Below are 14,348 nucleotides of genomic sequence, written 5' to 3' on the forward strand. Positions count from 1 at the left end.
TCCGCCTGTTGCCGTCTCGGCCGGAGCCGCGGCGGCCCGGGCTCATGACCGGCTGTAGCTAATTACCTAATGTTTGGTACCTCCGTTAGATTAGTCGAGTGACTACACCCAACGCTTCCGTCCGCAAAGCCGTCATCCCCGCTGCGGGCCTCGGCACGAGGTTCCTTCCGGCCACCAAGGCCATGCCGAAGGAAATGCTTCCCGTCGTCGACAAGCCGGCCATCCAGTATGTCGTCGAGGAAGCCGTCAACGTCGGCTTGAGCGACATCCTGATGATCACCGGCCGCAACAAGCGTGCGCTCGAGGACCACTTCGACAGGGTCCCCACGCTGGAAGCCACCCTTGAAGCCAAGGGAGACACCGCCAAGCTGGAGTCCATCCAGGCCGCGAGCAACCTCGGCGACATCCACTACGTCCGCCAGGGCGATCCCCTGGGCCTGGGCCACGCCGTCCTGCGCGCAAAGCAGCACGTCGGCTACGAGCCCTTCGCCGTCCTCTTGGGCGATGACCTGATCGACGCCCGCGACGAGCTCCTCAGCACCATGATCGACGTCCAGGCCAAGACCGGCGGTTCGGTTGTCGCGCTGATCGAGGTGGACCCGTCCCAGATCAGCGCCTACGGCTGCGCCGACGTGCAGGCGATCCAGGGCGAAGAGTACGTCCGCATCAACCACCTCGTGGAGAAGCCCGACGTCAAGGACGCCCCGTCCAACCTGGCCGTAATCGGCCGCTACGTCCTCCACCCCGAGGTCTTTGATGTCCTGGAGCGCACCGCGCCTGGCCGCGGCGGCGAAATCCAGCTCACCGACGCCCTCCAGGAACTCGCGTCGGGCGATGGCGAAGGGTACGGCGTGTACGGCGTCGTCTTCCGCGGCCGCCGCTATGACACCGGGGACAAGCTGAGCTACCTCAAGGCCTGTGTGCAGCTCGCTTGCGACAGCGATGACCTGGGCCCCGGCCTGCGTGAATGGCTGCCCGAATTCGCCTCCAGCCTCACCTCCAGCCTGACCAAGTAACTCCCGTGGGGGGCAGCTTCAACTGGCCGGTGACGCTGGAGTGCGGCGATATCGTGCTGCGCCCGATCCGGTACCGGGACCGCAAGGAGTGGACCAATGTCCGTTCCCGCAACAGCGAATGGCTGGCCCCCTGGGAGGCGTCTAATCCGGCGCCCGGGGGCGGCCTGCCGGATTACCGGCAGATGGTGCGCTCCCTCAAGGCCCAGGCCGCCCAGGCCTCCGCGCTGCCCTTCGTCATCACGGAATGGACGCCCGGCGCCCGGGAGCCCCTGATCGTCGGCCAGCTGACGGTGTCCTCAATTGTGTGGGGTTCCGCGATGATGGCCACGCTCGGGTACTGGGTGGACCAGGCGCGGGCCGGCCAGGGCATCGCACCCACCGCCGTCGCGTTGGCGACGGACCATTGCTTCCGCACGCTGGGGCTGCACCGGATGGAAATCAACATCAGGCCGGAGAACGCGCCCAGCCTGCGGGTGGTCGAGAAACTCGGCTTCCGGGACGAGGGGTACCGCCCGCGGTTCCTCCACATCGACGGCGAATGGGCCGATCACCGGACGTTCGCCCTGACAGCCGAAGAAGTGCCCGGGGGCCTTCTTGCCCGGTGGCTCAAGAACCGCCCGTCCTGAACTGCAGGCCCCGTTCCGAGCAGCCGCGACACAAGTAAATCAAGTCATTTGCCGGTTGCCTCGCGACACACCGCGGACAATGCGGGCCCGCCAGCCGTGTTGCTCATACCGTTTTGATTGTGGACTTCCCTCTTAGCAGCTCTGTGATCCTTGTCATTGCTGTTGCGCTCTGGATTGTGTGGGTGGCCCCCTACGTACTCCGGAACGGACGCCACCAGTTGCAGCCTGCAGGCGAGCTCCTGGCGGACGTCGTCGATATTGCAGCAGCCGACCCCCAAGCCGGGAGAGTCATGATGATGACGCCCCAGCAGGAGAAACCCATGACCAGTTCACCGCGTACTGTCCCCGCCCAGGGGTCCACAAACCCCGACGCCGCCCGGCAGTCCACGGCGCCGGCCCCGGTCTTCAAGATCCGCTACGGACGGCTGGCCCTCGCGGTGGCAGGCCTGCTGGCGCTGCTCACCGGCGTCGTCTCTGCAGCGCTTCGAATTTTCGGTATCGGTTCCGGGTGGCTGCCCGTGGTGTCCCTGCTCGGCACCTTTGGTGCCGTGGTGGTGCTGCGCCGGCTCGCCGTGCGCGACCGTCGCCGCAAGGTGGACGCTGCCTTCCGATCCGCCATGGGCGGGACGCCGAGACACACCGCGGCGCCTGCCGCCCCGGAGCGGACGGCTTCCCCTGCAACTGCGCGGGCGGAGAGCCCGCTCTTCGACGCCCAGGCCGAGACGGCCTCGCCGGAACCGGCCCCGCAGCTCACCGCCCTGGAACTCCGGCAGGCGGCACTGTCCGAAGCCGCGGCGTCCGGTGACGACTCGGACCGCGTCCGCCCGGATCCGGCGGCCCCCGCTCCTGAGGCCGCCAGTTGGGACCCGGTGGAAGTTCCCAAGCCCACCTATGTTGAAGCGCCCAAAGCGGAACGTGCGGCGCCCGGTCCGCTCGATTTGCCGGAGGCCCCCAAAGCAGTCGGCAAGCCCTCGCTCAAACAGGGCATCACACCGGCAGCCCCTGCGGTTACGGCCGCTGCCGACCCAGACACGAAGGCCGTCGGAAAGGGCCAGCGTGCCCTCAGCAACCTGGATGACGTTCTCCAGCGCCGCCGCGCCTGAACATTTCTTCCGAGCCCCGAGCCCCGAGCCCCGGGCCCCGAGCCCCGAGCCCCGAGCCCCGAGTTCCGAGCCCCGGGCAGCCTGCGAGGCGGCCCGGGGCTTTCTTGTGCCCGGGGCTGCCGCGGCAGCGTACTGGGGCGTGCCTCCCATATCGGGTATTGCGTGGGTATTAGGGTCGGGCGGTATGGCACTGCGACTTGTTCAGGTGAATTTCAAGGCCGGGATGACTCGGCGCTCGGCCGGTTCTGGGCGGAGGCGCTCGGCTGGGGTGTATCCAGCGAGGGACCCGGTGTGACCAATGTTGAACCCGAGGGCTTCGTCTGGCCGGACCCCGTCGCCGTCTGCGTCGATGTCGTCACAGTCCCGGACCCCGAGACGGTGAGGTACCGCGCGCACCTCGATCTCGCCACCACCTCTGCGGCCCATCAGGCGCAGCTGGTTGCGCACCTGTTGGAGCTCGGTGCGACGCCCGCCGACGCCGGCCAGGGCGATGTGCCGTGGACAGTTCTGGCCGACCCGGAGGGCAACCTGTTCCGCGTGCTGGAGCCTCGACCGATCTACCGGGACACCGGGCCGATCGCCGCGGTGGTGGTCAGCTGTGCGGATCCGCGGGCCATGGCCCGGTTCTGGAACGAGGCGATGGACTGGACCCTGCACGAAGTGACCGACGATCATGCGAGGCTGCGTTCGGCCAAGGGTGTCGGGCCGTACCTGGAGTTCGTTCGCACGCCCGCCGAGAAGACCATGTGGGGCCGTGTCCACCTCGACCTGAGGCCGTACCCCGGTGATGATCAAGCGGCCGAGGTGGCCCGGCTGCGGGCTCTGGGCGCCACGGACGCCGACGTCGGCCAGGGCGATGTGCCCTGGGTGTGCCTTGCCGACTCAGAGGGCAACGAGTTCTGCGTCCTCACCCCGGGCTGACGCCCCAGCAGGTAGCCTCGGGTCATGACTCGAATCTGTGTTGCCGGCGGAACCGGCCAGGTGGGCTGCGAGGTTGTGCGCCAGGCCGTTGACCGCGGACTCTCCGTCGCTGTTCTCAGCCGCAATCCGCCGCCGCCCGGGACCCCCGGACGGCTCGACGGCGCGGAGTACTTCCGCGGCGACGTCACCACCGGCGAAGGCCTCGCAGCGGCACTGGCAGGCGCCGACGTCGTCGTCGACTGCCTTGAGGGCCAGTCTGGCAAGGCGCTGAAGAACTTCGCCGACGGCGGAGCCCGGCTTCTGGCTGCCGCGCAGGACGCCGCGGTGGCCAAAGCCGTGATGCTGTCCATCATCAACTGCGATCAGAGCAGCTTCGGCTTCTACTGTTCGAAGGCGGCCAAGGAACACGTGTACGAACGGTCCGGTCTTGAGACGGTCGCACTCCGGGCCACGCAGTTCCACTCGCTGCTCGCCCGGATGTTCGCGGCCGGGGCGAAGGTGCGGATCATCCCGGTGCTGAAAGGAGCCAGCTTCCAGCCGATCTCTCCGTCCGAAGTGGCTACCGCTCTGCTCGACACCGCGCTGGTGCCGGCCTTGGGGGAGCGGCACCGCGTCCTGACTATCGGAGGCCCGGAGATTGCAGACATGGGCGAGCTGGCACTGGAATGGAAGCGGGCCACCGGTGCTCGCGGCGTCCTGGTGCGGCTGCCGATGCCGGGTCCAATGGGAAAATACCTGCGCGCGGGCCTGAATCTGGTCCCCGAGGCGCGCCACGGCCGGCAGACATTTGCGGGCTGGCTGGAAAAGACGGCAGATAGTTTGTAGCCTAGGGACACCGGCAACGCCGTTCCTTCGGGACCGGCGTTGCTTCGGGGCTATAGCTCAGTTGGTAGAGCGCTTCGTTCGCATCGAAGAGGTCAGGAGTTCGAATCTCCTTAGCTCCACAGTTTGCAGGGGTTTTTGAATCCTTGCGTGCACGGAATAAACACTTTGGTAACACTTGGTCCGGAAATAGTGGCCGGGACTGCCCGGGTTTGCTTGACTCCTGACTTGTGAGGATTCGTTCCTTGCAGCAAGGATGGTCACATGCCCAAGCCTTTCCCCGCTGAGTTCCGCCGCGACGTGGTCGCCGTGGCACGGAAGCACGAAGCCCCGATCTCGCAGATCGCCAAAGACTTTGGAATTTCCGAAGCAACCCTGCACAACGGGCTGAAGAAAGCCGACATCGAGGACGGTGCCCGTCCCGGCGTCACGGAAAAGGAAGCCGGCGAGCTCAGGGATGCCAGGAAGCGGATCCTGCTGCTGGAGCAGGAGAACGAGATCCTGCGCCGGGCAGCGGCGTTCTTCGCCCGGGAGCTGCCCCCAAAATGACTCTTCTATGGGTTCTGTCAAGCCATGATGGTCTGGAGTTGGCGGAAAATGGCGCGGCAGACGTAGCGTTTGAGGTTCCGGCGGATCTCGCGGTTTGATTTCCCTGTTGCTCTGCTGCGGCTCACGTAGTCCTTTGTTGGGTTGTCGAAGCTCATTCCTGTTCGGACGATAACGTCGAAGGCGCGGTTGAGCTGACGGTCCCCTGACCGGTTGAGTCGGTGTCTGCTGGTGTTGCCGGATGAGGCAGGGCGTGGGGCGACGCCGCCGAGTGCGGCGAAGGCTGCCTCTGAGCGGATCCGGCCGTGGTGGGAGTAGGCGCAGATGATGATGGCCGCTGTCACTGGGCCCACTCCGGGAGTGGTTTGCAGTCCGGGAGCCAGTTCTTCGGTGAGTTGGGCCAGGGCCTTGTGGTTTTTGGCGAGTTGGCCGGTGAAGTCTCTGATGGCCAGGGCCAGGCGCTTGGCTTCGGCGCGGGCGACGCGAATCACGGGGTCGGTGCTGTTTGAGCTCCGCCAGGCTGCGATGGCGGTGATCTGCGCGTCCCGGAGGGATGCGCGGGCGTCGATTCCGAGATCTGTGCCGCGGAGCAGGGCCGTGAGCGCGTTGCGGTTGGCGCTGCGTTGGTGATCCAGCAGGGACCGGGAGGCCAACAGAATCCTGATCGCTGTTCTGATTCCCGCGGCACGTGGCTCCAGCACCTGATTGCGCGGGCGTCCGAGGGACTGCCCCTGACGCGCGTGCCGTAGAGCCTGCGTTCAGTAGAACCGAGAACGTGACCACGCATGTGCCCTGGCTGCTCAGCTAGATATTGGGATCTGAGGCACGAAGCGAAAGAATAGCCCTGGCGGCGAAGGTAGCGCCGGCGAGCAAAACTATGACCGCCGAGATGATGCTGTACCAAACCCCATAGGAGTTCAATGCGATATATACGCCGACAAGAGAGAAAATAACTGCCCCCAGTGACCAAAGGAGCGTTGCTCTCATGGTGTTATTCATGACATCAGCCTAAGGTCTGCATTGACGGGTTAAGTTCGCGGTCGCGTTAGTGGACCGGCTTACGGGCGCTACGAGTCAGGCCTTCCGGGTGAACGTGTAACCGTCGCCATGGCTGGCCGAGGGCGTGCCCCCTTTTGAGGAGCGGCATCGCTCAGGAGAATACGACGATGCCGTAGACCGCGAAGACCACGAGATGGGCTGCGCCATGCATCGCTGTCACCTTCTTGGAAGCGAGCGTGGTCACGGATAGCAACATCGTCACGCCGAGGAGTAGCAGGTTGGCAGGGGACTCCGCTAACACGACGGTTTGCCCGGTGAGGCTGCCGATGATGAGGACGGCGGGAATAGTCAGGCCAACCGTGGAGACAAGGGCTCCGTGACATAGATTGCTGACCCGCTGAACCTTTCCTTGGAGTGCTGCGCGCACTGACGTGATCGATTCCGGCAAGAAAACAATCATGGCGATCAGAATGCCAGAAAGCGCCACGGGAGCACCGACGCGCCCGAGCCCATCGTCCAGGAGCGTGGCCATGTCATGCGAGAGGAGCACGATGGGCAGGACCGTCACGATAAGCAGTGCTATCCGTATCAATACCTCGGAACGATGCTCGGCGATGATTTGGGTGATGCTCCGGCGGCTGTACTCTGACGCGACGTTGACGCTTGAGCCAGGATCGGCTGTGAAGCGTGGATCGACTTCCCTGAAGTCGTCGGCTTGCCTGCCCATCTGCCGGTAAAGGAAGAAGGCATAGAGAGCGAGGGTCAGCACGATGATGGGGATTTCCTGCGCAGGGGTGTAGGAGCTGTCACGGCCAACCATGGTCGGCAGGGCAAAGGCCAGCGAGAGGAGAACGACGAGCAGTGCGAGATAGGAGGAGGTGCCAGTGCGGTTGTGGCCCAGATTGCCATGCCTGATCGCCCCAACGAGAAGAGAGAGCCCAATGACCGCATTGAGAATAATCATCGATACGGCCATCACCGAGTCCCGCGCAATGGTGGTGTGCTCGCCGGGTCCCAGCATGACGGCGGAAATGAGCACCACCTCGATCAGCACGATCGAGAGAGTGAGAACCAGGGAGCCATAGGGATCACCAAGTCGGTGGGCGAGCTGTTCGGCCTCATGGACCACGCCAAAGGCGCAGACCAGAACGACACCGACGATGAGCACCAGCGCGATAACTAGCAGCGGCGTGGGAACTGGTGGCTCAAGCAAAGGCCCGGCAAAATCTAATCCGATGACGGCACCCCAGCCCACCAGGAGGCGAACAATAGCGACGGGCGTGATGATGGACTGGGCAGGAGAGGAAGGCACGGGCTGCCCCTATTCCACAGGGCCGTCCCCGTGTCGTTCGGACGGGCGGGCCGTCCCGTCCGTAACTTCCGTTTCCTCTTGAGGATAGGTTACGCATCATGGTTGCGGGTACTTCGGAAACCTATAAGCGACCGGAATCACCAACAGGTTCCGACATGAATTAGATGCCGCTGCTCTACCGCCCATGGAGCGGTCCGCCGCACCTGTCCGTAAGGGGGATCCCTCACCGGGCGACTAGAGCGGCCCGACCTTCGTGCGCGAAAAGTCGGGACAATGGCTTCATGCGCCTCTACCTGTCGTCGTACCAGCTTGGTGACCATCCCGAAGTGTTCACGGGTATGGTCCGGGGAAGTAGACGCGGGTGGGTCATCATGAATGCTTTAGACGGTGCCGATCCAGACATGCGGGGCCAAGAGACAGAACGTCAGATTGAGAATCTCGAGGGCGTTGGGCTCACAGCGAGTGAACTCGACCTTCGGGTACACGATATTGAGAGCCTTTCTGCGAAATTTGGCCGCCCGGACTTCCTTTGGGTTCGGGGCGGCAACGTCTTCACGCTCCGGGCGGCTCTGGCACAATCGGGGGCCGACGCGCTCATTAAGGATCGTCTCAAAGCGGACGAACTGGTCTACGCCGGCTTCAGTGCGGGGGCGTGCGTCTTAGCGCCGAGCTTGTTGGGCCTCGAAGAGTGTGATCCAACGGCGGACGCATTGTTCATGTACGGAACCGTCGTGTTTGATGGCCTCAGCATCCTGGATCGACCCTTCGTGCCTCACCTAGGATCTCCGGAGCACCCGGAGAGCGAAGCCCTAACCAGGGTGGCTGCGGCTTACACCCAGGAGCGTAAACCCTATTGGGCTCTTCGAGATGGTCAGGCGCTGGTGGTCAATGGCAGCAGCGTTGTGCTTCGCTGAGGAATCCTTTACCGGACGCTACTTTGACCTGGCCGGTTGGGTGCGAGGATCTGCTGGATGGCCGGCGCCAGGATACCGATCAGTTCTTCGGTTTCTGTGTTGAGAAGTGTTGGTACGCCGATGATCCGGCGGCCTGTCACCACCCCCACCAGCATGGAAGCTGCGAGGCCGGCCCGCAGTGCCGCATCGGCGTCGGTACTCTTGGCCGTGCCGTCCACCAGCCGTGCCTGGATGAACTCGCGGAGCTGTCCCACCCCTTTGTCGTTGACAATGGCTCCGCGCAGCATGGCCATCAGAGGCTCCGACTCTTCCGGCGGTCCTTCCCAGGCGCTGAGGTAGGCGCGGACAACCCGTTCACCCAGGTGTTCGTCTGGGCCCTCGAATGCCGTGCTGAATCTTTCCAGGGCCGACGGCGGCACGGCCATCACTGCGGCGAAGAGCTCGTCCTTGGACTTGAAGAACTGCATCACCTGGGAGGCGTCCACCTCCGCATCGGCGGCCACCAACCGGATGGTGGTGGCGGCGAAGCCGTCGGAAGCGAACCTGGCGCGGGCGGCGTCCAGTACGGCCTGTCGCGTGGTGGACGGTCCGGGCCGCCTTCCGCGGCGGGCCTTCGGGGCTGACGTTTTAGGTTCCGGCATGTCCCCAATCTATCGGGCGCCCAAAGTTTTCTCAACGATTGTTGAGTTAACTCGGAATCGGGCGTACGCTCGCAGCAGTTCGGGAAGTAAGTTCCCGGGTCCCAGACCAGAGGAACTCCCCATGAGCGATGAACAAAAGCTGTTTGTTCCGTCCCACCCGTTGCCGGCGCCGCGGACCGGGGTGCTGACCGGTTTTGATCCCGGGACCCGGACTCTGGCAGCCGGGTACCAGGTGGCGCCGCAGTTCCGGCCCCTGCCGGTCGACGTCGTCTTCGAGAAGGACGTTGCCGTCCAGCTGCGTGACGGCGTGACCATCTACGTGGACATCTTCCGCCCTGCCGGCGTCGAAAATGTTCCGGTCATCGTGGCATGGAGCCCGTACGGCAAGGGCCAAGGCACCTCCCTGAGCGTGATGGGCGTCTTCGGGCTGGTGGGCCTGCCGAACAGTTTCGTGTCCGGGCTGGAAAAGTTTGAGGCCCCGGATCCGGCGTACTGGTGCGCCCAGGGCTACGCCGTGTGTAACCCGGACGTTCGCGGGGTGGTGGACTCCGAGGGCGACAGTGTGCTGTGGGACCGGCAGGAAGGCCGTGACTGCTATGACCTCATCGAGTGGCTGGCCGACCAGTCCTGGTGCTCCGGCAAAGTGGGCATGAGCGGCACCTCATACCTGGCCGTTTCCCAGTGGTTCACCGCGGCCGAGCAGCCACCGCACCTGGCAGCCATCAACCCCTGGGAAGGTGTCAGCGATGTGTACCGCGACCTGGTGATGCGCGGCGGTATGCCCGACACCGGCTTCGCCCAGCAACTCCAGGACGGCAGCTTCTTCGGCAAGAACCGCAAGGAAGACATCCTTGCCGAAGTCGAACGCTACCCATTGATATCGGACCTTTGGGAGAACAAGATCCCGGACTTCAGCAGCATCACCGTGCCGGCCTACGTGGTGGCCAGCTACTCCAACACCCTGCACACCGCGGGAACCTTCCGGGCCTGGCGCCGAATCGCCTCCGAGGAGAAATGGCTGCGGATCCACAACGGGCAGGAATGGCCGGACTACTACGACGAAGCCAACGTTGAGGACCTGCGCCGGTTCTTCGACCGCTACCTCAAGGACGAGGACAACGGCTGGGAGCAGACTCCCCGCGTCCGATACTCCGTCCTCGATCTGGAAGGCGGCGACCAGGTCGCCGTGCCCGCGGAGTCCTTCCCGCCCGCCGACGTCGCCTCAACGAAGTACTACCTCGACGGCAGCACCCGCGCCCTCGCAACGACGGCACCCGCTGCCCCGGCCGAAGTCTCCTACAAAGTGGACTTCAACCCGAACGCAGTGTCCTTCATTGCCCGTTTTGACGAGGAGACGACCCTCGTCGGCTACCCGAAGGCGCGCCTGTTCGTTGAGGCGCGCGACGCCGACGACATGGACCTGTTCGTCCTGATTCAGAAGCTCGACGCGTACGGCACTCCGCTCCAGGCGTTCACCGTTCCTAACACCAGCCCGATGGCGCACGACCTCACTGACAATGGCGCGACGATTCTCCGTTACAAGGGCTCGGACGGCCGTCTCCGTGTCTCCGCGCGGCACCTGGACGAAACCCTTGCGACTGACGACGTGCCCGCGCACAGCTTCGACCGAATCGAAAAGCTAAGCCAAGGGGAAATTGTTGAGATCGAGATCGACCTGCTCCCCGTAGGGCTTGCGTTCCGCCCTGCCGAGCAGTTGCGCTTCGTGATCAGCTCCCGGAATCTGCTGGGAACACTCATGCCGGGGATCCATGAGTACATCGGCGCGAACACTGGCACGCACGTCATCCATACCGGAGGCGCGCACGCGTCCTACCTCCAGCTGCCCGTCCGAAAGAACTGAGGGATAATGAACACGGAAGACACGACCGCACCGTGGGTGCGTCTGGCTGGAGAGAGCACCGAGACGAGCATCGACGGATTCGAACTGCTCTCCGCCCAACGCGCACTCCGGCTCCTGAAAAGCAAGCTCGGCCGAGAACGGCTCCTGGAACTCCTCAGTGACGAGATCGCCTTCGGCGACGCTTTCCTCCGAGACCACCTCGACCGGTCCGGTGGCGAGGAGACGACCGGTACCACGGCCCTCCTCGCCCATGGCATCACTGCGGCGCAGTTCACTGGCTGGCTCAGTCGCGCCTTCGCCCGCGAAGATGTCATGCTCGCCGGGCACCCGGAGCACTACTCGATCCACGCCGAACCCGGCAGCAACGTCAACGTCGTCGAGACCCTCGGCGAATACGTGTGCTCGTTCTTCATGCGACCCTACGACGACAGCGTCATCGCCGACGACGGACTACGCAGGGATCAGCCGGCCGGCCGGCAATCCCAAATGCTCCTTCAAGACGGGACCATCGTCGGGTCGATAGCCAACGCCTTCGACGAGGAGCCCGACGGTTTCACCGCGACACTCTCCGTGACCCTTCCGGCCACGTGTGCTCCCGACGTGGTCCAACAGCACCTGGAACACTTCGCGGTCGAGTTCCGCGCATGGATTCTCAGAGCGGCTGCCGAACTATCCGGGCCGGCACCGAAAAGCAGCTGAAACGGCTGGGCGCCGGTACATCCCATGGCAAAGGCAAGAAGACATGTATCCGCCGTCTCCGAAATCTACAGGTTAAAGACATCCCGTTGCTGCCGAAACCCACGTGTGAATCGCAGCAATAAATGGCGGTCTTTTCGCAGCGCCTATATGTCATCTCGCAGCCCGTAAGCCGGCCCCCAACGGCGCAAGCGCCACTCAAAATTTTCGGATCACGATCACCGTGTTTCCGCGGCCGGCCGATTCCCGTAAGACCCGCCCGCAAAACTGCCCGGTGAAGGTGGGCGGTTTCTGGGGGTCGACGCAACAGATGCGTGATTTTCGGGTCGTTTCCCGGTGGTTTGAGGCTATCGCAAAGCGGCGGCCGGGGCGGTGCGTACTGCTTTGAATCGTGCTGCCGGGGTGTCGTAGTCGAGGGATTTTCGCGGCCGTTCGTTGAGTTCGCGCATCACGTGGGAGACGTGCTCAACGCTGTGAACGGCGAGGTTGGTGCCTTTGGGGAAATATTGGCGGGCCAGCCCGTTGAAGTTCTCGTTAGCGCCGCGCTGCCAGGGGCTGGAGCGTTCGGCTAAGTAGACCGGAACCCCGGTCTTCTTTGTTAGTTCCTCGTGGCTGGCCATTTCCACGCCCTGGTCCCAGGTGAGTGTTCGCTTCAGGTGTGTTGGCAGCTTCGCGAACGCGCTGATGGCGGCCGCGTTGACGCTCGCAGCGGTGTGATCTAGGGGCAGATTTATGATGATGCCGTACTGGGTTTTCCTTTCTCTGAGTGTCATCATCGCCGAGACTGACCCGACGCCGACGATGAGGTCCCCTTCCCAGTGGCCGGCCTCTAGACGGGTTTCCACCTCTGCCGGCCGCTGGTCGATCATGGTCATGTTGCGGATCCGGGAGCCTTGCCCGGTGCGGATGCGCCAGCGCGTCTTGCGGATCCTACGGCCGGTGCGCAGCTTCGTGGCATACCGCTGGTGCAGGCCGTGGTCCTCACGCAGTAGCAGTGCCCGGTAGATCGTTTCCGGGCACAACCGCATCGTCTGGTCATCGGGGTATGTCTTCTTCATCCACCCGCAGATTTCGTCCGGCGACCAGAAACGGTTGAGCTTGCGTTGCACAAGGGTGCGCAGCCGGGTGTTGGCAGCGAGCTTATGCACTTTCGGTCGGGCCCGTTGCAGCCGGGCGTCATGATCGGCAGTACGGGGCAGGTAGAGGCCCTGAGCGTCCCGATGACGGTCGAGTTCCCGTTTGATCGTGGAGGCGTGACGGCCCAGTTCCAGCGCGATGCGCCGCATCGAGTGCCCCAGCCGCAGCAGGTCCGCGATCCGTAACCGCTCCCGCGCATCCAGGTGCATACCAAGAAGTCTGCATGCTTCTGCGTTGCTCACCCCGTTGCGCATCAGCTGCCAATACTTCTCGGCCCGCGCAGCACGGTGCTGCTGCGCCTCTGAGAGCACCGCACCGAGCATCTGGTCTGAATAACGACCGGAGGAGGGGAAGCGGCGTGCTGCGCCGCCGTGGCCGCATTTCGCTCTTTCGATAGTCGGGATAATCGGTCGCGTTCGAAGTTCAGGCTGAGGCGGTCCGTCAGGCGCAATTGGTCTTGGCACCGCCTAACGGTCACCTTGGACTGACGTAGCTGGTCGAAACGACGGTGCATCCACCGATAGGCGGTCGAACGGCTCACACCCGCTGCCGTAGCTGCCTCCTCAAGGCTTTCCCCGCGATCAAACGCCGCCCAAAAGCTCGCCTCCTCGTCAATATTCACCCGAAGATGATGGCGGTCTTTGACGTGGCCGACGTCAGCTTCCTACGCCGCCAGCCGGGACGTGGCGAAGCCGAGCTCCGCTGTCGTCTCGCTCGGAGTCTTGCCGTTGCGACGCAGGCGCAAGTATTCCTCGCGCAGCCAGCGGCAGCCGACCTCTTTATCGATGCCAGCATGTCGGGCGGACGGTTTGAGACCCTGCCCGTGCTTTACCGAGGCAAGAAACCGGATGCCTGCAGCTGACGAGGAGCCGTCGTCCTCGGGACTGTGGCCGGTTTCTTCGTATACCAGCCGATGCTCGCGGCGCTGATCAAGCCGATCCGGGACCTGAACGGGCATGAGGGCCGGCAGGCGTCACTGAACTTCGACGGCGTTGCGAGCTCCTTTGACCTGTTGGTCCAGGTTTCCGTTTTCCTGGGCCTGATCGTCGCCAGCCCCGTCTGGCTGTACCAGCTCTGGGCCTTCATTGTGCCCGGCCTGCACAAGAAGGAACGCCGCATCGCCTTGTCGTTCGTCGCGGCGGCCGTCCCGCTGTTCGTCGGGGGCGTGTCGCTTGCGTGGCTGGTGCTGCCGAACGCGGCGCGCGTGCTGACCGACTTCACGCCCTCGGGCGGCTCGAACTTCATCAGCGCCCAGGTGTACCTGTCCTCTGTGCTGCGCTTGCTGCTGGCGTTCGGCATCGCCTTCCTGCTGCCGGTGGTGTTGTTTGGGCTGAACCTGGCCGGCCTGGTCAAGGGAGCGCAGCTGCTCAAGAGTTGGCGGATCACCGCGTTCCTGGTCTGCCTCTTCGCGGCCATGGCCGCGCCCGGCGTTGACGCGATGAGCATGTTTTACCTCGCCGTGCCCATGCTGGTGCTCTTCTTCACCGCCATTGGGATGTGCCTGCTCAATGACCGCCGTCGGGAGAAGCGGGCGGCCAAGGTTGGTGCCGAGACCGTAGCCACCGCCGACCAGGGCACTTCCGGCGCCGAATTGAAGAACCTGTAGCCCGCGGTGCCCGTGCCCGTGCCGGATGCAGGGGCTGACGGCCAGGCAACGGGGTGGAACCCGGACCGGTACTCGACTGTCCGTGACGGTGCCCCCGGCTTCTGGAACAGCTTGACGCGGCCGGCTTCGGCGGGCGTGCCGGAACTGG

13 protein-coding genes, 1 tRNA gene and 2 pseudogenes are annotated in these 14,348 nt (G+C 64.3%); 11 read left to right on the plus strand and 5 right to left on the minus strand.

All coding sequences use genetic code 11. From position 1 onward, the window contains the following. Positions 1-98: 98 nt before the first annotated feature. From galU to ABIB51_RS00845, 7 genes and pseudogenes are all read left to right on the plus strand, one after another. Positions 99-1,016 carry a UTP--glucose-1-phosphate uridylyltransferase GalU gene (gene galU, locus ABIB51_RS00815; RefSeq protein ID WP_354184643.1) on the plus strand — a complete coding sequence of 306 codons (918 nt, stop codon included), beginning with the start codon at positions 99-101 and terminating at the stop codon, positions 1,014-1,016. Positions 1,017-1,021: 5 nt separating this feature from the next. Beyond that, positions 1,022-1,642 carry a GNAT family N-acetyltransferase gene (locus ABIB51_RS00820; RefSeq protein ID WP_354184644.1) on the plus strand — a complete coding sequence of 207 codons (621 nt, stop codon included), beginning with the start codon at positions 1,022-1,024 and terminating at the stop codon, positions 1,640-1,642. 119 nt (positions 1,643-1,761) lie between these two features. Further along, positions 1,762-2,745 carry a hypothetical protein gene (locus ABIB51_RS00825; RefSeq protein ID WP_354184645.1) on the plus strand — a complete coding sequence of 328 codons (984 nt, stop codon included), beginning with the start codon at positions 1,762-1,764 and terminating at the stop codon, positions 2,743-2,745. 162 nt (positions 2,746-2,907) lie between these two features. Continuing rightward, positions 2,908-3,666, plus strand: a complete 759-nt coding sequence (locus tag ABIB51_RS00830; protein ID WP_354184646.1) for a VOC family protein — start codon at positions 2,908-2,910, stop codon at positions 3,664-3,666. A 24-nt stretch (positions 3,667-3,690) separates the two neighbouring features. Then, positions 3,691-4,491 (plus strand): SDR family oxidoreductase, encoded by an 801-nt coding sequence (locus tag ABIB51_RS00835; protein ID WP_354184647.1) that lies wholly within the window; start codon positions 3,691-3,693, stop codon positions 4,489-4,491. Between the two features lie 46 nt (positions 4,492-4,537). After that, positions 4,538-4,610, plus strand: a tRNA-Ala gene (locus ABIB51_RS00840). A 142-nt stretch (positions 4,611-4,752) separates the two neighbouring features. Next, positions 4,753-5,034 (plus strand): annotated as a pseudogene (locus ABIB51_RS00845) (transposase); the annotation flags it as partial. A gap of 20 nt (positions 5,035-5,054) precedes the next feature. Here ABIB51_RS00845 and ABIB51_RS00850 read toward each other — a convergent pair. The 3 genes from ABIB51_RS00850 to ABIB51_RS00860 form a co-directional block, all read right to left on the minus strand. After that, positions 5,055-5,687 carry a transposase gene (locus ABIB51_RS00850; protein ID WP_354184648.1) on the minus strand — a complete coding sequence of 211 codons (633 nt, stop codon included), beginning with the start codon at positions 5,685-5,687 and terminating at the stop codon, positions 5,055-5,057. Positions 5,688-5,838: 151 nt separating this feature from the next. Further along, positions 5,839-6,033 (minus strand): hypothetical protein, encoded by a 195-nt coding sequence (locus tag ABIB51_RS00855; RefSeq protein ID WP_354184649.1) that lies wholly within the window; start codon positions 6,031-6,033, stop codon positions 5,839-5,841. A gap of 151 nt (positions 6,034-6,184) precedes the next feature. Then, complete coding sequence (locus ABIB51_RS00860; protein WP_354184650.1) at positions 6,185-7,345, minus strand: calcium:cation antiporter; 1,161 nt, start codon at positions 7,343-7,345, stop codon at positions 6,185-6,187. A 281-nt stretch (positions 7,346-7,626) separates the two neighbouring features. On the opposite strand from ABIB51_RS00860, the gene ABIB51_RS00865 reads away from it, so the two are divergent. Continuing rightward, positions 7,627-8,259: a Type 1 glutamine amidotransferase-like domain-containing protein gene (locus ABIB51_RS00865; protein WP_354184651.1), complete on the plus strand. Its 633-nt coding sequence runs from the start codon at positions 7,627-7,629 to the stop codon at positions 8,257-8,259. 8 nt (positions 8,260-8,267) lie between these two features. Here the strand turns inward: ABIB51_RS00865 and ABIB51_RS00870 are convergent, their stop codons facing one another. Beyond that, positions 8,268-8,900 (minus strand): TetR/AcrR family transcriptional regulator, encoded by a 633-nt coding sequence (locus tag ABIB51_RS00870; RefSeq protein WP_354184652.1) that lies wholly within the window; start codon positions 8,898-8,900, stop codon positions 8,268-8,270. Between the two features lie 121 nt (positions 8,901-9,021). Here ABIB51_RS00870 and ABIB51_RS00875 point away from each other — a divergent pair, with 121 nt between their 5' ends. Continuing rightward, complete coding sequence (locus ABIB51_RS00875; RefSeq protein ID WP_354184653.1) at positions 9,022-10,761, plus strand: CocE/NonD family hydrolase; 1,740 nt, start codon at positions 9,022-9,024, stop codon at positions 10,759-10,761. Positions 10,762-10,767: 6 nt separating this feature from the next. Next, positions 10,768-11,460 carry a hypothetical protein gene (locus ABIB51_RS00880; protein WP_354184654.1) on the plus strand — a complete coding sequence of 231 codons (693 nt, stop codon included), beginning with the start codon at positions 10,768-10,770 and terminating at the stop codon, positions 11,458-11,460. A gap of 344 nt (positions 11,461-11,804) precedes the next feature. Here ABIB51_RS00880 and ABIB51_RS00885 read toward each other — a convergent pair whose 3' ends face one another. Further along, entirely contained in the window at positions 11,805-12,803 is a 999-nt protein-coding gene (locus tag ABIB51_RS00885) for an IS30 family transposase (RefSeq protein WP_354184655.1), read from the minus strand. 662 nt (positions 12,804-13,465) lie between these two features. On the opposite strand from ABIB51_RS00885, the pseudogene tatC reads away from it, so the two are divergent. Further along, positions 13,466-14,200: pseudogene (gene tatC, locus ABIB51_RS00895) on the plus strand (twin-arginine translocase subunit TatC); the annotation flags it as partial. Between the last annotated feature and the right edge of the window lie 148 nt (positions 14,201-14,348).

The organism is Arthrobacter sp. UYCu712 (assembly GCF_040547005.1).
GTDB lineage: Bacteria > Actinomycetota > Actinomycetes > Actinomycetales > Micrococcaceae > Arthrobacter.

Excerpts from the sequence above, each read along its gene's own strand:
- ABIB51_RS00885 (WP_354184655.1), bottom strand. The coding sequence starts at position 12,803 with ATGCACCTGGATGCGCGGGAGCGGTTACGGATCGCGGACCTGCTGCGG.
- ABIB51_RS00855 (WP_354184649.1), bottom strand. The coding sequence starts at position 6,033 with ATGAATAACACCATGAGAGCAACGCTCCTTTGGTCACTGGGGGCAGTT.
- ABIB51_RS00835 (WP_354184647.1), top strand. The coding sequence starts at position 3,691 with ATGACTCGAATCTGTGTTGCCGGCGGAACCGGCCAGGTGGGCTGCGAG.
- ABIB51_RS00865 (WP_354184651.1), top strand. The coding sequence starts at position 7,627 with ATGCGCCTCTACCTGTCGTCGTACCAGCTTGGTGACCATCCCGAAGTG.
- ABIB51_RS00870 (WP_354184652.1), bottom strand. The coding sequence starts at position 8,900 with ATGCCGGAACCTAAAACGTCAGCCCCGAAGGCCCGCCGCGGAAGGCGG.
- ABIB51_RS00880 (WP_354184654.1), top strand. The coding sequence starts at position 10,768 with ATGAACACGGAAGACACGACCGCACCGTGGGTGCGTCTGGCTGGAGAG.
- ABIB51_RS00875 (WP_354184653.1), top strand. The coding sequence starts at position 9,022 with ATGAGCGATGAACAAAAGCTGTTTGTTCCGTCCCACCCGTTGCCGGCG.